This window comes from Acetobacteraceae bacterium (assembly GCA_004843165.1).
In the GTDB taxonomy this organism is placed as follows: Bacteria; Pseudomonadota; Alphaproteobacteria; order Acetobacterales; family Acetobacteraceae.
In genome coordinates this window covers 388,974-406,644 of the sequence record CP039459.1, presented here as the reverse complement: position 1 = coordinate 406,644, position 17,671 = coordinate 388,974, and the positions used below count along the sequence as shown (strand labels likewise).

The window sequence follows — 17,671 nt, the reverse complement described above, 5'->3', positions numbered from 1 at the left end:
TTTTTTTATACTTTGCAAAAAGCCCCCTGATTTCTGGGATAGATATAAACGAGATTTAAAAAGGGTTAAAAGATATTTTTTAGGCTTTTATCGCAGATTTCTGTAGGGTAAAGTCTCTTTTCTTCTCGTTCACTGCCGCACAGGCAGCTTAGAAATCTCTTAGTTTAAGCATTCCGTTTAATACGGTGTTCACTGCCGCACAGGCAGCTTAGAAGTCAATATCACATCACGACAATAGAAGTTTTTCTTTTTGCTCTAGCGTTCTCTCTTTAGGAAGTCGTTTAGAAGAGTATTTAAAGAAAGTTTTCTTCAAACGTTTACGGCATTTCTGAACATTATCTTTTTAAACATCAATGCCATAGAGGGAGCCTAATGCCCTAATCTTCCCATAATTCATGGAAATGGTGGATAGGACCACAGCCTGTGCCGACATTAAGTCTCTCTGATTTCCGAATGGCGGTATGTAGCCAAATTTTCGCTTTCTGAACCGCTTCTGGAAGTTGTAATCCTTGTCCTAAAAAGCTTGCAATGGCTGCAGATAGAGAACAGCCTGTTCCATGCGTATTTTTTGTTTGGCATCTTTTCGCCGGAAGGGGGAGGGTTTGAGAAGGCGTTATGAGAAAATCTGTGCTGTCTGCATTTTGTAAATATCCACCTTTTATCAAAACTGCTTTTGCACCAAGTTTTAAGATTTCTTTCCCTTGTGCTTCAATCTCTGCATGAGAGGTCGCCTGGGAAGTTTGTAAGAGATAGCCTGTTTCTGGAAGGTTGGGGGTTATAAGGGTCGCAAGGGGTAAAAGTTTTTCACGTAGTGCTATAAGGGTTTTATTATCTAAAATGCGATGTCCACCTTTGCAAACCATCACAGGGTCAAGCACAATCGGAATATCAAGATTTTTTATTTCGTTATAAACCGTTTCGATAATTTCAACCGTGCCTAACATGCCGATTTTTATGGCATCAATGTGAATATCTTCTTTTAAAATTTTAATTTGTTTGGAAATAAAATCAGCAGGAATAGGGAAACTGTCTTGAACGCCTTGTGTATTTGTAGCTGTTAGGCAGGTAATAACGGCCAGAGCATAGGCTTTCGTGGCGGAAATGGATTTAATATCTGCTTGAATACCGGCGCCACCAGAGGGATCTGAACCGGCAATGCTTAAAATATTGGCAATCATATCTGATGCCTCCTTAAGAAGAGATAAGTCTATAAAGGCTGAAACGGGATAGGTTTTGAATCTTCACTCAGATAGAGAGGATGGTAGGGGCGATTTTTTGTACTGATTTTCAGGGCGTAAAGCGCAATACCTTCTTTGGCGAGGGCTTGGGCAATTTTTGTGCCTTGTGCCTGTAGTTGCTTTGCCTGCGGCGTACCATAGGCAAGGATGACTTTATCGCTTTCTTTTGCCATGCAGATTAGATATTGCAGATTTTCCGGCCCAACAGGATCGCTGACTTCCAATAATCTTTTTTGATCTGTGGCGCGATAGGCAAAACTATTGCCGACATTCATACTGCCATAGCCCCATTTGCGGGAGAGGCGCTGACATTTTGCCACCGTACGGTCATCCTCTGTTTCTGTTGCTACAGAGGGATTCATCATAATCCATAAAATGCGTGGTTTTTCCGTGTCCCAAATGCGGGTCAGCGTATAACGGTAGCAATTTCCTTCACCAGAATAGATGGCGGTGCTTGTAATGTCTTTATTTAAGAAAAGTCCTTGGCTTTTCCCGGCTGAATGTCGTGATGTCTGTGTCATTTCTTTTCCGGTGCAACCACAAAACAAGGGTGAGGTTTAACACGACGGCAGGCAAGTTCTGCCCGTCCTCGGTTTAGACCCGTCACCCGTCCCCGATAGAGCGCTTTGCCTGCCGTATGGACAGGGGTGATACTGATTGTGCCGTCTGAAAGAGACCATCCGGCCTGAATTTTTAATTTTTTAACAGCGACTGTCGCAGAAACAATGGACGGATAAGCGCCAAGTTGGACACTCCAGCTGGTTTTAGCATTGGTGCTGTTACGCATTTTATCAATTTCACGATCCAAAGCTGAATTCGTTTTAGAAGAGGTCACAGAGGATTTCGTTGTGCTATGCGGTGTTGTCGTATGTTGTGCCGCAACATGGCGGGGCGGCACGAGTGCGCTTTCAGGCAAAGGACGTTCCGGCGGTTGGCGAGGCGGTACCAAGGCACTTTCGGGAAGGGCTGGCTCTGGTGCCGGTAATGGCGGCTCTAATTCTCTCTGTCCTGTGGTAAGCGGCGGAACATTATTCGGAATTTTTGAGGTTGTTTTGGCATCAACGGCACTATCTGTCGTGTAGGTTGTATAGGCAATCGTATCAATGACTTTTGCATTTGGCGGCATTTTATTGAGTAGTTTAGTCGCTAATCTTCTGGTCGCAATATCGTTGGAATAGCGAGAGACCATGAGGTCAGCACGAGAACGGAAACGTGGCCATGTTCCAGCAATCAAGGGGCCGACAGAGGCCACATAGTTACGGGTTTCTTTTGGGAGACGGGCATTACGTTTGAGGTAGCGATCCAGATTTCCCGGCCCGTTATTATAGGCCGCCAAAAATCCCGGTGAGCCGTAAATATCATACATTTGCCGGATATAGGCTGTGCCGGCCATAATATTGTCATGGGGATCATATGGATCAGGGCCAAGATTATATTGCCGCCGGAGCATATCGTAGGAGGGAGCCATTAACTGCATTAGTCCCATAGCGCCAGGGCCGGAGGTAATTAATTTACCGTTTTTATCGTAAAGATGTCCGCCGGATTCTTGTAAAATAACGCCTTTGATCCATTCTTGCGGCACATCGAAACGTTCAGAGGCTTCTGCAATATAAGGCCCCCACGGATCATCTTTCGGCCCCGGTGGCGCATAGTGGTTATGCGAGGATCTGGAGCGGTAATGCGCCTCTTGTTGTGCCGCTGGAAGATTGAGATATTCATCGCCTTCTAACGTTGGAGAGGAGGGATCTCCTGAGCAGGCGGAAAGAATCACTGGAATGATTCCTGAGAGAAAAAGAAAAGAGAAATTTTTCAAATTCTTAGAAAAGATCATCATTGAAAATTCATAGGACACAAAAGAAAGCCAAGATAGGGAATTGCAGTCTATCTTAGCAGGATATTTATTGGGAAGCTTGGAATTTTTTATTCTCAATAAATTTTAGAGGTTTTTTAAAAGATTTTTGTTATACTTAAAGCACTTAATTTATGAAAGGAATATCGTTATGGCTTATGGGCTATTAGATGCTGCTCGTGTTGCAAAAGCGGCTGAACTCTCTTTACAAACACTGAATGCGGAAAAAGATCCAACAGAGGCGCAACAGCGTAAGGCTTTGTATGTTGAGCGTATTGGCGCACTTGCTAAGGCTGCTGCGGAAACCGATAGAGAAAAAGGGATCGGTGAGGTGACCTTAACGGCAGAAGAGTTCTGGATGCTTTCAAAAAACTGGTAATTTAAAGAAGCGTTAAAGAAAAAGGAAAGCTTTTAAAAGAGCTTTCCTTTTTTTATTGGGATCAATTTAGCTGCATTTCAATGGCGGACGATGTGTTTCCAGCCATTTGCCTAATGGTTTAGCTAACGCAGGGCCAACCACAAGCACCGCAATCATACGGGCGGTTTGCAGGGCAAGAATAATCGGTAAATTCACAGGTGTCCCTGCACTGATAATAATAATCGTGTCCAATCCTCCCGGTGAGGTCGCCAAATAAGCAGAAAGCAGATCAATATGTGCCCATTTTGCTAAGGGGAAGGATAGAAGTGCACAGGCACCGACAACAATCGTGGAGGAGAGTGCAACAGCAGGCAGAATTTTGATGACATGCTTTAGGACAGGTTTGGTAAAGCGCATGCCAATAGACCAGCCAATGATGGCATAAGCAGGCACACGCAACCAGTAGGGAGCGTTAATGTCAAAAAGACCCATTGTTTTTAAAAAGGTTCCGATACAGAGAACGCTCAGGAGAGAAACAGCAGGAACTCTTGCAAAAAAGGCTAAAGCAGTCCCGATGGCGATGAGGATGAGGCTAGCCCAAAGATCATAATGTAGCTGCTGCGAGAGCTTAAAAAGACCAGAAAGCGAAAGCGAAACATTCGGAAGTGTGAAATAGGTCACCAAAGAGGTTGCAAAGGCGACCAAAGCAACCCTGAAATAAAGCATGAAGGCGGCAACTTTAGGGTCAGCCCCAAAATCACCACAGATTGCCACCATTGTTGAAGCACCGCCGGGGGAAGACCCCCATAAGGCCGTAGTGCCGGGGACAACACCTTTCCATGTGAGGGTAGCCCCCATCAAAAGACTGACAATAATTACCGAAAAGGTAAAGAAAATGACAATCCACCAATGTTGGAGGATGTTTGCCATCGCATGAGGGGAGAGTGTGCCAACGACCAAAGCGCCGAGAATAGCCTGAGCAAAATTAAAGAAAGGCCGTTTGATTTTGAGGTTTCGGCCACTCACCGCACAGATAACAGCAGCAATCATAGGGCCGAGCATGAGGCCAGCGCCAAGATGAACAGTAAAAAAAGCAAGCGTCAGAAGAAGGGAGATAATGACAAGTGCGACCCAACTCCCAAAAAGGGAGTGGGGTTTTTCCTGTAAAGTCGGGCTACTCGGAGAAGGTTGCAAAACAGACACCTGAAAAGAGAGGAATCAGGCGCTGGCTCCGCCTGGAGGAGGGGGAGGATTTTTATTTTTACGGAAACGGTCGAGCTGCACAATCTCTGCTGTTTCTGTTGGAGCGGATGGAGAGTCCTGTTGTTCTTCGTCCGTATCCTCTTCCGGGAAAGGAGAACCGATAGGCACAGAGAATTGCAACTCTAACGGTACGGCTGGGTCAGAAAAAACGGCAATGGCCTTGAAAGGCACTGTGAGACGTGTTGGTTGTCCATTGAAAGAAAGCAGAACAGAAAAATGCTCTTTTCCAGCTTCACGGGAGATTTTTAGCTCACCAAACTGGCGCTGCAGGACAATGGTAATGTTTTCAGGATAACGGGCACGGAGCCAATCCGGCAAAATAGCCCCCGGATAATCCGTACGGTATGAAATGAAAAAATGATGTTCCCCCGGCAAGCCTTCCTCGGCAACATATTCCAAGGCTTTAACCATGACTTCCCGCTGGGCTTCTTCTAGCCATTTCGGGTAAGGAAGAAGACTCTGATTTAACAATTGTCCAAAGTCAACGGGGATGCCGTCATCGCCACCATTGTGATCATTTCCGCTCATAATAAATAAGATGCTTTTCACGATTTTAGAAAATTAAAAAAATCAGGCAGAAGATTTGCCTAAATAACTTAGAATTGCTTTTGATTATATCTTTATTCCCTTTAAGGGTAAAAGGGAAAGATAAAAGTTATTTTCTAGGAAAAGGGAGATTGGTTGGAATCTTCCGTTAAAGGCTAAGGATTTATGGGCTTTTTAGGTAAGAAATACGGGCATATCCTCATCATTGGCGATGTGATGTTGGATCAATATGTCTTAGGTCACGTTGATCGCATCTCTCCTGAGGCGCCTGTTCCGGTTGTCTTGGAAAAAAATCTTTTTGCTGTTCCGGGAGGTGCTGCCAATGTTGCTGCCAATGTTGCCGCTCTGGGCGCTTGCGTGAGGCTCATTGGGATTACGGGAAAAGATTCTGAAGGGCAAAAACTTAAAAATCTTTTAAAGGCGCTGTCTTTTCCTGAAAATAAATTACCTGAGGCCGCTTTGACAGAGGGAGCGGGGCAGGTCGATATCTCTGCGCTTCTGACATATGAGGGGCGTCCGACAACGGTGAAAACCCGTCTGGTCAGCGGTAATCAGCAAATTGCCCGTTTAGACAGGGAAGAGACTGGCGCTTTCCCAGATTTTATGTGCAAGAAAATCATTCAAGCTGTTAAAGAAGCGCTTGTCTGGGCGGATATCATTGTTTTTTCCGATTACAAAAAAGGGCTTTTGGAAGGTGGCGTTTTCCAAGAAATTGTCGTTTGGGCCGAGAACAGCGGTAAAAAGATACTGGTTGATCCGAAACAGGCAGATCTTTCTTTTTACAAAGGTGCTTCTTTATTAACGCCCAATAAGGCAGAGCTTTTAAAAGCAACGCATTTGCCTTTGGAGACAGAGTCTGAAATTGAGACAGCTTTAGAAGAAGCAGCGCAACAATCTGGTGCGGAAATTTTACTTACACGTTCTGCAGACGGTATGTCTTTTAGGCAACGAAATGGAAAAGTTTCTCATTTTTCAGCACACCGTGTGGAGGTGGCGGATGTTTCAGGCGCAGGAGATACCGTTTTAGCAACACTTGCGGTGATGTTGGCGAGGGAGTTTCGCATGACGGATGCCATTCAAATGGCAATAACAGCAGCTTCATTGGCTGTTACACGTCATGGAACCGTGCAAATTACCCTTGATTCTCTGCGTGAAAAAAGACAATCTTTAAGTAAGGAAAAAGAAGTGTCTGTGCCTTTTGCGCCGATTTTTAAAGATGCAGTGGAGGCGAGGCTTTTTTGTCATTCTTTGCGTGAAAAAACGTTGCATGAAAAAAAGAAGCGCTTGATTTTTACCAATGGATGCTTTGATATTCTTCATTTGGGCCATTTAAATCTTTTGCAAAAGGCTGCGGCGCTTGGCGATTATTTAATTGTTGGCTTAAACACCGATTGTTCTGTCAAAAAATTAAAGGGAGATAAACGTCCTCTCCAGTCAGAAGCGATCCGTGCGGCAACTCTTGCCGCTTTGAAGTGGGTTGATATGGTTATTTTATTTGAGGAGGAGACGCCAGCAAAGCTTCTTAAGGAAATTCAGCCGGATGTTATTGTTAAAGGGGGCGATTACCGTCCCGAAGAGGTTGTCGGAGGTCATGCAGCAGAAGTTTTTATTTTTCCGATAGAGGAAGGATATTCGACAACTTTATTTTATGAGAATTTATTAGAAAAACACAAAGTACCCTAGAGGCATTATAAGGAAATTACGATGGATCATCTGCAAGATAAATGGCTTCATTGGATATGTTTAGAGGCAGCGCCTTTATGGGCGTCTGCCGGGTTTAACAGCTCTCTAGGGCTATTTCATGAGCGCTTAACCTTTTCAGGGGAGGCATGTGATCCGCCGGCTTTGCGCTTGATGAGTCAGGCACGACAGGTCGCTTCTTTTGCAACCTTGGCACGTTTTAAAGAGGGGCAGAAAGCATGGGGAAATTTAGCCCTTTCTGTCATGGCGCGCCTTGAGAAACTTTATCACCAACGAGATGGCGGTAAAGGATGGATTTTTTCACTGGATCAAAAGGCGGAAATTTCAGATCGTAAACGGGATCTTTATGGCCATGCTTTTGTTTTATTCGCCTATGCGTCTTTAGGAAAGCTTTTAGAACAGCAAGATAAGGCGGAATTTAGTGCCTTAAAGCAGAAATCTCTTGTGATGGGGCAGGAAATTTTTACGCTTTTTGGCGTAGAAGATGAAAAAGGACATTTCCAAGAATTCCAAGCATGGCGTGAAGTACTTCCTTTCAGGGGAGAACATGCGCAAAATCCTTGGATGCATTTACTGGAATCTTGTTTAAGCCTTTTCGAAGTTTTCGGTGATAAAATTTGGAAAGAGAGAGCAAAGGTTATTTTGAAGCTTTTGCGGGTGCATCTTTTGACGCCGGAAGGCATTTTACCAGAAAAATTTAATGAGACTTGGCGGAGCTGGAAAAAGATCGGTAAAAATCCGATTGAGCCGGGGCATTTAATCGAATGGCGATGGCTCTTGGGAGAGGCGCGGCGGCTTTTGGATTTAGAACATTCAGAAGAGATTCATTTGATTGAAATTGCAGAGGGTTTTAGCGCTTTTGCAGAAAAATATGGACGCAGCTCACAGAAGGAAAGTTTTTTGGTTAATGCCGTTTTAGAAAATGGCAGAGTAGCAGATCCTGCAATGCGTCTTTGGCCGCAAACCGAATATCTTCGTCTCTTGGCATCACCGCATGTGCATTTAGCGCCGGAAAAGGTGCAACAAGAACTTATTGCACAAAGCGAGATGTTTTTTACCCATTTCATCCCTTCTTCTTTGAAGGGCGGATGGATTGACCGCCTCACGAAAGAGGGCAGGCAAGCAAGTTCAGAGATGCCGGCAACATCTTTTTATCATATTTTAAGCGCTGTTCTGGCAATCAGCGCCCGAAAGTAAATGAATTTTTAGAGAAAAAGTGGGAAGGCTTCTGTTGCCCGGTGCCCTCCCAAACCGCGCTTATCTCTGCGTATTAGGCAGCGACAGCGAGCACCTCATGGTTATCATTGGCACTTATAGAGTTTTAGTCCGGTAACGGTGGTACCATGCCGAGCAAAAAGAATATCTTTATTACGCACGTCGATCCTGTTTCGTCCCCATAAAATCACCTTGATAACAAAGGTATAAAGAAATGGTGGAGACGCCGGGCACTGCCCCCGGGTCCGTAACGTCTATTTCATAAGCCGTTTATTGCCATAGCTGACGAATCAGCATCAACAAGATGGACATTTTATCTGTGCTTTTCAAGGGGAAAAATCATTTTTTACCTAAATTTTTTCGGGATAGTTTGCGAAGGTTTTTAAAAAACGCTATTTCCGTAAGAGTAATTTTTATCTTTAGGGGATGGCGTGTTATGGGGCTGACATCGGAACAACAGCAAGAAGTCGCAGAGCTGAGGCAGGAAAAAAGACAAACGTTCAGAGCGGTTTCTGAGGGACTTGAGAAAATTCTATTTGAGCCTTTTAAAATGCTCGATCATGGTTTTTTGCGGGTTGTCGATTATATGGGGGATGATTCCGCTATCGTGCAGGCTGCACGTGTCTCTTATGGGCGTGGTACGAAAAAAAGCCTTCAGGATAAGGGGCTTATTCGTTACTTGATGCGCCACCGCCACACGACCCCTTTTGAAATGTGCGAAATTAAATTTCACGTTAAAATGCCTATTTTTGTTGCCCGTCAGTGGCTACGTCACCGTATGGCCAGTGTGAATGAATATTCTGCACGTTATTCCGTGTTAGATAATGAATTTTATTTGCCTGCTCCTGATCGGATGGGTGCGCAAAGCGACACAAACCATCAGGGAACAGGGGATATGCTCAGTCCGGAAAAAGCGGAACAGGTTTTAGAGCTTCTCCGTTCAGATGCCGAGAGATGCTATCGTAATTATGAGGCAATGATGGGAAAAGAAGGGGAAGAGGGGCTTGCCCGTGAATTGGCACGCATTAATTTAACAGTTGGCACATATACGCAATTTTATTGGAAAATTGACCTTCATAATTTGCTTCATTTTGTTTCATTGCGTGCTGATCCACATGCGCAGCATGAAATTCAGGTCTATGCCCTGAAAATCCTTGAAATTTTAGATCTCTGGGTACCTTTTGCCGCTGACGCTTTCAGGGAGTACCGTCTTGGAGCAAGAACGCTTTCTGCTTCTATGGTTGAGGCTGTTAAACGCATGATTGCCGGTGAAAAAGTCAGTGTCGAAGAGACAAAGATGAGCAAGCGTGAATGGGCAGAAATGTGTGAGGCCTTGGACTTAAAGGGGTAAAATTTTGAAAGACGGCTTAAAGGACGACTTACCCCCGGAATATGCCTTCATTGAGGATGAGGAAAAAAGAATTGGGCAATATACCGCTAAAATGTTTCGGATTTGGGGCATTGCAGCGGTTATTCTCATAGCTATTTCTGTGGGGATAGAAATTTTTTGGCCATTGCCAAAGTAAAAAATTTCAGAGAGATTCCTAGGTTTTCGGTATCTCTCTTCTTATATCTTAAAGATTAGCGCAATTATAAAGTTAAAAGGAATGAGACATGAGCGACCAGCAGGAAACAATGATACCTGTCCTTATTGATGTGCAGGACACCCCTAATCCGCAGGTACGGAAATTTGCATTAGGATTTCCTGTTACCGGTGCCGGAGAGCCGATTGAACTTTCTAACTTTGCGCAAGCACGTGAGGTCTCAGATCTTGCTGCGGATTTATTTGACTTCCCAGAAACAGAAAATGTTTTCTTAGGAAAAGATTTTATTTCCGTCATGGTGCGTTCGGGGACTTCATGGGAAGGATTTTCCCCTGTTGTTTTAAGTACGATTAGCCATTATCTTTCCCAAAAAAAGCCCCTCATTAAGACAGAGGCTTTGGCAAAAATTTCAACAGATGAGGCTGAGATTCGCCCAGAAGATCAAGAAATCGTTACAAAAATCAAAGAAATTATTGAGCATCGTGTCCGTCCGGCTGTTGCTCGGGATGGTGGAGATATTCTTTTCCGTTCTTATCAGGATGGGATTGTTTATCTCGTTCTTAAGGGGGCCTGCGCCGGCTGTCCTTCAGCACAAGCCACTTTAAAGGATGGTGTTGAAAGACTGCTTCAGCATTTTATTCCGGAAGTGAAAGAAGTGCGTCAGGCCGTATAAATATTTTTATTTTAGCCTATGAAAGAAAGAGACAAAATGCCCCTTGAGCATTCAGATACTGATCAGGAAATGAAAAACCTTGAGGGGCAGGCACTTTTGACAATGTGCCGGACGCCCAAACATTTTTTAGAAAAAGAAGTTGATCCTCAAATGTTAGAAGCGCTCTATGATCTTCTAAAATGGGGGCCGACATCTGGAAATAGTGCGCCGGCACGCTTTCTTTTTATAACCAATGAAAAAGACAAAGAGGCACTTTTGGCTTCGCTTTCACCGGGGAATATTGAAGCGCTTCGCTCTGCACCGGTAATTGCCGCTATTTGTTATGATCCTTTATTTTTTAACAAATTGCCTAAAATTGGGAGCGAACCGGCATTAAGAGAATGGTTTTCCGCTGATGTCGCTTTGAGCGAAGAGACAGCCTTTCGAAATTCTACTTTGCAGGGTGCCTATTTTATCTTTGCCGCAAGAGCTTTAGGGCTGGATGTTTTGCCAATCTCAGGCTTTGACGGCCCAATGGTTGAAGAGCTTTTTTTAAGAAAACAAGGCTGGCGTGTTAATTTCCTTGCCGGGTTAGGTTACGGCGAGCCACAAAATTTACCGAATGGATCGCCTGCGCCACGTTTGCCCCGCCTGCCATTTGAAGAGGCTTGCGAAGTCAGATGATTTCTCTGGTGTTAAATGGCGCCTGTGTTGGGGTTGAAAAAGGCAATCTTGTTGCGGCTGTAAAATCAGAAGAGAGACTTTTAGCGCAAGAATTTATTGAAGGGCGTACGGGCTCTAATCTTTTTCCCGAAGTGACCTCCCGTATTCTTGAGAAAATTCTCCCACAGAAACCCGATCAGATTGCAGCTGTTCGGGGGCCGGGTTCTTTTACAGGATTGCGTTCCAGTTTGGCCTTGGCAAAGGGACTTTCCATGGGCTGGCAATGTCCTTTAAAGGGGGTGTCTTTAGGGAATGCTTTGCGCCAAACAGTCTCGCAGACAGAGGCTGTGGTGATTTCACTTGCCAGAAGAGGATATGTCTTTGTTGATTTTCCTCATGCGGAAATTCGATCTCTCCCGATTGAGGAGGCGTTGAGCTTATTTTCTTCAGATATTAAAATGCTTGCCGGAGATGCTTTGGCAGGAAGTCAAAAAATTCCGGAATTATTGGAAAAAGCTTTAAATTTAGGGATTGAAATTGCGCAAGAGGCTTATCCTTCTGCGGTTGGAATTGTAAAAGCCGCCGCAGACTTGCCAGATACGGCACTGGACTGGCTGCCCCTTTATATTGATCCGCCAAAAATCAGCCGCCCAAAGGTTGGTATGCGTCCACCACCTTTTGAGGATGAATGATTCTGAAAAGCGAAGTGGAAAAAGAGAAGCGCATCATGCGTCCTATCTGTATGGCGCATGTTCCCTTATTGGCTTTGATTGACGAAAAATGCTTTGCCTCAGATCTCTGTTGGTCGGCGGATCTCTTTCGATCTGTTTTGGAAACAGGGGGGTGGGGAGAGTTTTTAATGTTGGCAGAAATGCCCATCGGCTTTTATCTCTGCCGAAGTGTTGCCGGTGAAACAGAAATCCTCACTTTAGGGATTTTGCCGGAATTCCAAGGGAAGGGCTTAGGAAAATATCTCATGGAATCTCTCTTTAAAGGGGCAAAATCCTATAAGGCAGAAGAGATTTTTTTAGAGGTTGAGGAAAGTAATTTTGCTGCACGGCGACTTTATCAAAATTCAGGATTTAAAATATTAGGACGGCGGGCAGATTATTACGGTAAAGGAAGGGATGCTTTTGTGATGGGATTTAGGCCCGTTTGGCCGGAATAAGGATTTTCCACTCATCTGTTTTTGTGTCATGTGAAAGGGTTTCTGGGGCAGGGTAATGCAACATTGCAAGAAGCGTTTTGGCATTAGAAAGGGCTGTTTCACCACAGCCGAGCATTTCGAGCGTCTGACCCGGCACCAAATGGTCAAGCTTCATTCTTAAATGAACACTTGGCATAGGACAGCGCAGTTTTCTGGCATCTAAAAAAGCGGTAGGGATATTTTTTGGCGTATGATGGGGCATGAAAGACAACATTTAAAAGAAAAACGAATAGTAATCTGGTTTAACTCTGTTCCTTGATGTTTTATAACTTTATAATCGTGAAAATGTAAGAAAAATGGGGGAATCTTTTTTAAAACAATGCGTAGTCAGATAGATCATAGTCAGAATACGCAATATTCTGAAGAATCTCAGCTTGAACGTCTTTGCCGTGATGCCGGTTTAAAGATGACGGGGCAGCGACAGGTCATTACCCGTATTTTATCTGAGGCTACAGGTCATCCAGATGCTGCTGAAGTTCATCAGCTTGCCATTAAAGAAAATCCTAAAATTTCTTTAACAACGGTTTATCGCACGGTGAAACTTTTGGAGGATCACGGTATTTTGGAGCGTTTGGATTTAGGCGGCGATCGTGCACGTTATGAACCGGCGCACCATGGGGTGCATTACCATTTGCTTAACAGTGAAAATGAAGAAGTTGTTGAATTTGATAATGATGAATTAACAGCACTTTTACATCGGATCGTTGAAAAAATGGGTTTTAAACTTTTGTCCCATAAGGTTGAGTTGATCGGTACGTCTCTTCCTAAAAAAGAAGATTAAATTTCGCTTTAATCTTTTTAAGTATATCCCCTTAAAATCTGTTCGTTTTTAGATCAAAAGAATAGGCAGTGAGATAAAAAGTAAGAAAGCGGTAGAAATGTTGGACGCAGATGCAAAAATTGGTGGCTTTTCCGAGGGGAAGGCCGCCTCAAACCATGTTCGGAATTTAGCTGAAATCTTAGCAAAAGAACATTCTGAAACGGGAGGAATACCCGAATTGCATGGGGGAGGTCTGGCCGTCCGCCTTGCAAAAAACGAAGCTGAGATTGAAGCGGCACAAGCAACACGTTACAAAGTTTTTGTCGAAGAGCTAGGGGTTTCCTGCACCGAAGAAGAGCGCCGTCTCAAACGTGATATGGATAAGTTTGACGCACGGGCAGATCATTTGCTTGCCATTGACACTTCTATTGAGAACGGTCCGAAAGGCATTGTCGGCACTTACCGTTTATTGCGCTCGGATATGATTAAGCCAGGAGAAAATTTTTACAGTGCAGGGGAATTTGATATTTCTCAGCTCTTAAAGTTTGAGGGTGTTCTTTTAGAAGTTGGACGCTCCTGCGTTTTGAAAGATTATCGCCGTCAGGTGGCAATGCAGTTGATGTGGCGGGGGCTAACAAATTATCTTTTTCTACACAAGATTGATGTGATTTTTGGCTGTGCCAGTCTTGCTGGGGCGAACCCTGAAAAACATGCAAAAGTTCTTTCTTATCTTTACCATAATCATCTTGCGCCACCTGCCTTGCGGGTAAAAGCCTTGCCGGAGCGTTATGTTGATATGCAAAAGATTCCCCTTGATTCGCTTAATCGTCGGGAATGTCTTTCAGAACTGCCAGCGCTTTTAAAAGGTTATTTGCGTTTAGGCGGCTTTGTTGGGGATGGTGCTGTTGTTGATGAAGATTTTAAATGCACAGATGTGGCGGTTTTGGTGAAAACAGAATTGATGACAGATAAATATTATCGTCATTATGAACGCCAGCTTCGAAATGCGCTCGGTGATATTTCCTAAAAGACTCTTAGAGAGACGTTGTAGCATATGGCAGATAAGGCTTTTTTAAAGCGTGCTGAAAAGTCTTGGTGGGGGTTTTTAGCCGCCGGTGCATTGGGAGCGCTTTCCTTGCCGCCTTGGTATGGTTTGATTTTTCTGCCATTCAGTCTCTTCTTTTTATGGCATGGTGCCGTCCATGCCCCGAATTGGAAAAAGACCCTATGGTGGGGATTCCTTTATGGGATGGGATGGCATGTTACGGATCTTTATTGGTTAACGGATGCGATCCTGACAAGAGTAGAGGATTTTTGGTGGGCTGTTCCTATTGCGGCGCCAGGTGTCTCTTTGTTAATTGCGCCTTTGATGGCTTTGCCGGCCCTTGCAGCACGTCTTCCTTTTTCTAAAAAAATTCACATTGCAGAAGAAAATGTTCCGAAATTTAAGCAAAAGGCCGCAATTGCAAGTCTTCTGCTCTTTGCAGGCATGTGGCCTTTATCGGATTTAATCCGAACGTATATTTTTACGGGTTTTCCTTGGAATCCCCCCGGATCAGCTCTGGCTTTCCCAGGACTTATCGGCAATATTTGCCTCCAACCCGCAAGTTGGATTGGTGTGGATGGACTGACATTCTTTCTGGTTCTATTTTGTGTTGCGCCTTTTTTGGGGCGGAAATCACTGCTTTGGACATTGGTTGGCGTGCTCCTTTATCTTTCTTTCGGGAGCGTGCGCTATTATTTTCCGCCAAAAGAAGCCAATATTCAAAATCCAAATGTTTTAATGGTGCAAAATTCCGTTGCGGAAACGGAAATTTTTACCCACCGATCTGGTCTGGAGCGTTTTAAGACTTATTTAGATCTGACACGTGGGGGCGTTGCAAAAGCTTTAAATACGCAAGAAATCATGCCTAAGCCTTTAGTGGTTGCATGGCCGGAATCTGCTTTTCCTTTTTTATTGGATGAAACGGAACAAGCGCAAGAAATGATGGCACAGGCTGCGCAAGGTCATTGGATTATTTCAGGTTCTTTGCGAGAGGATTCTGCGGGACGTATCTATAATACCGCACAGGCTATTTCTCCGGAGGGCGAAGATAAATTTATCTATGCGAAAAGCCGTTTGGTGCCGTTTGGTGAGTATCAGCCCGGTATTATTCCCTTTAATGTTTTGCCTGACCAGCTTACGCCGGGAAACGGCGTAACGACATGGAGCGCAAAAGACTTAGGTTCTGTAAGTCCTTTGGTTTGTTATGAAATGATTTTTCCGGGGCGTGTCGCTTCTTTAAAAAATCGTCCGGGCTGGATTTTAACAATTTCAAATGACGCTTGGTATAGCAATAGTGCCGGCCCTTGGCAGCATATGACGGCAGGAAGATTGCGAAGTGTTGAAGAAGGTTTACCGCTTGTTTTTGTGAATAATTTTGGGCCTTCCGTTGCATATTCACCGCAAGGTAAAGAAATTTCCAAGATTGGATGGGGAGAAATTACCTCTCAATTAGCACCGCTTCCAGCCCCTTTTGAACCGACCTTTTTTGCAAAATTTGGACGTTTAATAGCCGTTTTAATGTCTATTTTTTCTTGTTTGGTTGGGATTGGGCTTTGTTTTTACAAGCGCGGCTCCTCTGTATGATTTCTCTAAGTTTTTCATCCTCGTAATGGTTTTTAATCCATTCCAGAAATGGGATATTTTTTACCTCTCCTGTCGTTTGGTAAAGCTCTAAAAACTGGTCAAGAACCCCTGTTCGGCTATGACGAAAATGTAAAAAACGCCAATGAAGCTGTTTTTTGGCCTCGGAAACTTTTTTGCCTTCAAAAAGCAGAATAAGCGCACTGGCGATGCCGGCACGATCGGCACCTGATTTGCAATGGATGAGCATGGGTTTTGGGAGTGTTTCCCAAAGCGTATAAAATCGTAGAATACGGTCTTTTTGAGGGAAATTGCGACTTTCAAAAGCCATATCTTCGTAAGGCAATTCTAAGTGGAGGCAGGTTTTCCGTCCTAAAAGATCAGAGCCGCATGTTGGACGGTTTCCACGTAAATTAATGGCAGATTTCAAACCGAGCTTTTTAGTGAGTTTTTTGAAACGATAAGGGGTTGGATGATTGGCACGCCAAATTTGATGTGGCACCACGGGAGAGAGATTGGTCCAAAAGATTCTTAAAATCGCATGGTCTTTAAAAAGGGAATTACACCAGATTTTGAAGGCTTTAACTGGAAAGAAAGTGGATTTTTGAGACACATTTTTACTCTAAAGGCGAAGACTGCTAAAAATTAAAAGATCGCAATGCAAAAGCGATGGCTGTTATTGGAAGATAGAATGTGTAGCGAAAATTCAAAAGAGAAAGATAAGGCATCTTTTCGACTAAATTATGCTTATGGCAAAATATTTCTAGGACTTTTGTTGCTTGGAACAACCACAGCGTGTTTGGACGATTATGTCAAAGATATGCGTCTTGAAAATCCGTTAGGAGGTCCAAAGGCAGATATGGTGGTGGCGTATGGCAGTCATGAGCTCTTGGAGGGTGATGACGTTATGGATGATGAAAGCCCTGAAGCTGCTGAAAAAAGACATAAAAAACGCCGTCATAGACGGAGCAATGCTGCGCCTGTCATGATGATGCCGACAGCCCCTCCGGGAACTTCCTACGAGGAAGAAGAGGGTGAAGGCGGTAAAGACAAAAGATCGCACGGTGGAAGAAAATCCCCGACACCAGCAACCGAAGTTAATTATGGCGATGGCGACGAATAAGATCGCTTCCAAGATTATATGCATAAAAAAGACGTCCAAATGGGCGTCTTTTTTGTAAGAATCTTTTCAAATGTAAGAGGCTTTTTTAAAGCTTACGTGCCTCATCGGGCATCATAAGGGGAATGCCATCTTTAACAGGGAAGGCCAAGCCCGCCTGCTGGGAAATTAGCTCTCCCGTCTCCTCATTATATTCTAAAGGGCCATGTGTCACGGGACAGACCAGACGGTCAAGCAAAGATTGCTCAGGTTTTACCGGACGGGTTAGGGGGGTATGTTCTTCTGACATTTCAATTTAGCCTTTCATTAAAATTTCTAAGAGAATTTTGGCTCGCTCTTCTAGTCCAGGTGCTTCGAGAAGGGCTTGCTGATCCATAGGTTCAAAGGGAAGGAGCATCGGGAGAGTTGTTAAAAGAGCCTCATTTGAAAGACCGTTTATACTTTCCCAATTTGCAGCGAGATGACGCTCTCCAAGCCAGTTTTTAAGACCTTTTTTAATCATTTTACGATCCAGCGGCGGAGGTACGGCAGGAATGAAATCTCCCCCAAAAGCGCTTGGGTCAATTTTTCCCTCATGTCCACCATTCTGCAAGATACGTGTGCTTAAAAGATTAAAACGGCAAATTCCGGTGAGAGAGAGCGTAAGCTTTCCATCAGGAAATTCTCGGAAAGAGGTCAGTCTGCCAATGGTGCCAATATCCTCAAACTTCCCTTCTGCGTCATCTAAGGCAGGCTGAACGATACCAATCAGACGGGTTGTTAGCAATGGCGTTAAAAGGGAGGAAGCCGCCTCTTGATCAAAAATGCCTAAAGGAAGTTGACCTTGAGGAAGCAATAAAGCTCTTTTTAAGGGTAACAGTCCAATTAAAGGCGGAATATCGCCCAAGGTCATTTCTTTAAAAGGGGGAAGTGTCTGAGTCATCAGGTCG

The 17,671-nt window shown here is 44.2% G+C and carries 21 protein-coding genes and 1 other RNA gene; 12 read left to right on the top strand and 10 right to left on the bottom strand.

The window, feature by feature from the left end; translation table 11 throughout:
- Nucleotides 1–377: 377 nt before the first annotated feature.
- From thiD to FAI41_01955, 3 genes are read right to left on the bottom strand one after another with little or no spacing between them, the layout of a single operon-like run.
- On the bottom strand, nucleotides 378–1,178 hold the full coding sequence (gene thiD, locus FAI41_01965; protein QCE32442.1) for a bifunctional hydroxymethylpyrimidine kinase/phosphomethylpyrimidine kinase: 801 nt from the start codon (nucleotides 1,176–1,178) through the stop codon (nucleotides 378–380).
- A 29-nt stretch (nucleotides 1,179–1,207) separates the two neighbouring features.
- Nucleotides 1,208–1,759, bottom strand: coding sequence for a DUF1643 domain-containing protein (locus FAI41_01960; protein QCE32441.1), 552 nt, complete (start codon nucleotides 1,757–1,759; stop codon nucleotides 1,208–1,210).
- Nucleotides 1,756–3,072: a lytic transglycosylase domain-containing protein gene (locus tag FAI41_01955; GenBank protein QCE32440.1), complete on the bottom strand. Its 1,317-nt coding sequence runs from the start codon at nucleotides 3,070–3,072 to the stop codon at nucleotides 1,756–1,758. The genes FAI41_01960 and FAI41_01955 overlap by 4 nt, the downstream gene beginning before the upstream one ends.
- A 166-nt stretch (nucleotides 3,073–3,238) precedes the next feature.
- Between FAI41_01955 and FAI41_01950 the strand changes: the two genes are divergently transcribed.
- Complete coding sequence (locus tag FAI41_01950) at nucleotides 3,239–3,466, top strand: hypothetical protein (protein QCE32439.1); 228 nt, start codon at nucleotides 3,239–3,241, stop codon at nucleotides 3,464–3,466.
- 66 nt (nucleotides 3,467–3,532) lie between these two features.
- Here FAI41_01950 and FAI41_01945 read toward each other — a convergent pair whose 3' ends face one another.
- On the bottom strand, nucleotides 3,533–4,648 hold the full coding sequence (locus FAI41_01945) for an AbrB family transcriptional regulator (GenBank protein ID QCE32438.1): 1,116 nt from the start codon (nucleotides 4,646–4,648) through the stop codon (nucleotides 3,533–3,535).
- A gap of 15 nt (nucleotides 4,649–4,663) precedes the next feature.
- Nucleotides 4,664–5,236, bottom strand: a complete 573-nt coding sequence (locus FAI41_01940; protein ID QCE32437.1) for a hypothetical protein — start codon at nucleotides 5,234–5,236, stop codon at nucleotides 4,664–4,666.
- A gap of 183 nt (nucleotides 5,237–5,419) precedes the next feature.
- Here FAI41_01940 and FAI41_01935 point away from each other — a divergent pair, with 183 nt between their 5' ends.
- Both FAI41_01935 and FAI41_01930 read left to right on the top strand, forming a co-directional pair.
- Complete coding sequence (locus FAI41_01935) at nucleotides 5,420–6,937, top strand: bifunctional heptose 7-phosphate kinase/heptose 1-phosphate adenyltransferase (GenBank protein ID QCE32436.1); 1,518 nt, start codon at nucleotides 5,420–5,422, stop codon at nucleotides 6,935–6,937.
- 21 nt (nucleotides 6,938–6,958) lie between these two features.
- Nucleotides 6,959–8,152: a hypothetical protein gene (locus tag FAI41_01930; protein ID QCE32435.1), complete on the top strand. Its 1,194-nt coding sequence runs from the start codon at nucleotides 6,959–6,961 to the stop codon at nucleotides 8,150–8,152.
- 18 nt (nucleotides 8,153–8,170) lie between these two features.
- On the opposite strand, the gene ssrA is transcribed toward FAI41_01930, so the two are convergent.
- Nucleotides 8,171–8,504, bottom strand: a transfer-messenger RNA (tmRNA) gene (ssrA, locus tag FAI41_01925).
- 102 nt (nucleotides 8,505–8,606) lie between these two features.
- On the opposite strand from ssrA, the gene FAI41_01920 reads away from it, so the two are divergent.
- From FAI41_01920 to rimI, 5 genes are all read left to right on the top strand, one after another.
- Entirely contained in the window at nucleotides 8,607–9,521 is a 915-nt protein-coding gene (locus tag FAI41_01920; GenBank protein QCE32434.1) for an FAD-dependent thymidylate synthase, read from the top strand.
- A gap of 263 nt (nucleotides 9,522–9,784) precedes the next feature.
- Nucleotides 9,785–10,387: a NifU family protein gene (locus FAI41_01915; GenBank protein ID QCE32433.1), complete on the top strand. Its 603-nt coding sequence runs from the start codon at nucleotides 9,785–9,787 to the stop codon at nucleotides 10,385–10,387.
- A 69-nt stretch (nucleotides 10,388–10,456) separates the two neighbouring features.
- A complete protein-coding gene (locus tag FAI41_01910; GenBank protein QCE33763.1) occupies nucleotides 10,457–11,050 on the top strand; it encodes a malonic semialdehyde reductase in 594 nt (197 codons plus the stop codon).
- Nucleotides 11,047–11,721 (top strand): tRNA (adenosine(37)-N6)-threonylcarbamoyltransferase complex dimerization subunit type 1 TsaB, encoded by a 675-nt coding sequence (gene tsaB, locus FAI41_01905; protein QCE32432.1) that lies wholly within the window; start codon nucleotides 11,047–11,049, stop codon nucleotides 11,719–11,721. Before FAI41_01910 ends, tsaB begins: the two co-directional genes overlap by 4 nt.
- Nucleotides 11,718–12,197, top strand: coding sequence for a ribosomal-protein-alanine N-acetyltransferase (rimI, locus tag FAI41_01900; GenBank protein ID QCE32431.1), 480 nt, complete (start codon nucleotides 11,718–11,720; stop codon nucleotides 12,195–12,197). The genes tsaB and rimI overlap by 4 nt, the downstream gene beginning before the upstream one ends.
- On the opposite strand, the gene FAI41_01895 is transcribed toward rimI, so the two are convergent.
- A complete protein-coding gene (locus FAI41_01895) occupies nucleotides 12,175–12,450 on the bottom strand; it encodes a sulfurtransferase TusA family protein (GenBank protein QCE32430.1) in 276 nt (91 codons plus the stop codon). The two genes, rimI and FAI41_01895, sit on opposite strands and share 23 nt — an antisense overlap.
- Nucleotides 12,451–12,555: 105 nt before the next feature.
- On the opposite strand from FAI41_01895, the gene FAI41_01890 reads away from it, so the two are divergent.
- The 3 genes from FAI41_01890 to lnt all read left to right on the top strand — a co-directional run bounded on the left by FAI41_01890 (nucleotide 12,556) and on the right by lnt (nucleotide 15,625).
- Nucleotides 12,556–13,017 (top strand): transcriptional repressor, encoded by a 462-nt coding sequence (locus FAI41_01890; protein QCE32429.1) that lies wholly within the window; start codon nucleotides 12,556–12,558, stop codon nucleotides 13,015–13,017.
- Between the two features lie 97 nt (nucleotides 13,018–13,114).
- On the top strand, nucleotides 13,115–14,023 hold the full coding sequence (locus tag FAI41_01885; GenBank protein ID QCE32428.1) for a GNAT family N-acetyltransferase: 909 nt from the start codon (nucleotides 13,115–13,117) through the stop codon (nucleotides 14,021–14,023).
- A gap of 27 nt (nucleotides 14,024–14,050) precedes the next feature.
- The gene (lnt, locus tag FAI41_01880) at nucleotides 14,051–15,625 is read left to right on the top strand and encodes an apolipoprotein N-acyltransferase (protein QCE32427.1); all 1,575 of its coding nucleotides are present in this window, start codon (nucleotides 14,051–14,053) and stop codon (nucleotides 15,623–15,625) included.
- Here the strand turns inward: lnt and FAI41_01875 are convergent.
- The gene (locus FAI41_01875; protein ID QCE32426.1) at nucleotides 15,564–16,235 is read right to left on the bottom strand and encodes a protein tyrosine phosphatase; all 672 of its coding nucleotides are present in this window, start codon (nucleotides 16,233–16,235) and stop codon (nucleotides 15,564–15,566) included. The two genes, lnt and FAI41_01875, sit on opposite strands and share 62 nt — an antisense overlap.
- A 78-nt stretch (nucleotides 16,236–16,313) precedes the next feature.
- Here FAI41_01875 and FAI41_01870 point away from each other — a divergent pair, with 78 nt between their 5' ends.
- Complete coding sequence (locus FAI41_01870; GenBank protein QCE32425.1) at nucleotides 16,314–16,745, top strand: hypothetical protein; 432 nt, start codon at nucleotides 16,314–16,316, stop codon at nucleotides 16,743–16,745.
- An 85-nt stretch (nucleotides 16,746–16,830) separates the two neighbouring features.
- Here the strand turns inward: FAI41_01870 and FAI41_01865 are convergent, their stop codons facing one another.
- Complete coding sequence (locus tag FAI41_01865) at nucleotides 16,831–17,031, bottom strand: Trm112 family protein (protein QCE32424.1); 201 nt, start codon at nucleotides 17,029–17,031, stop codon at nucleotides 16,831–16,833.
- Between the two features lie 6 nt (nucleotides 17,032–17,037).
- Nucleotides 17,038–17,664, bottom strand: a complete 627-nt coding sequence (locus FAI41_01860; GenBank protein QCE32423.1) for a peptidase — start codon at nucleotides 17,662–17,664, stop codon at nucleotides 17,038–17,040.
- Nucleotides 17,665–17,671 lie beyond the last annotated feature (7 nt).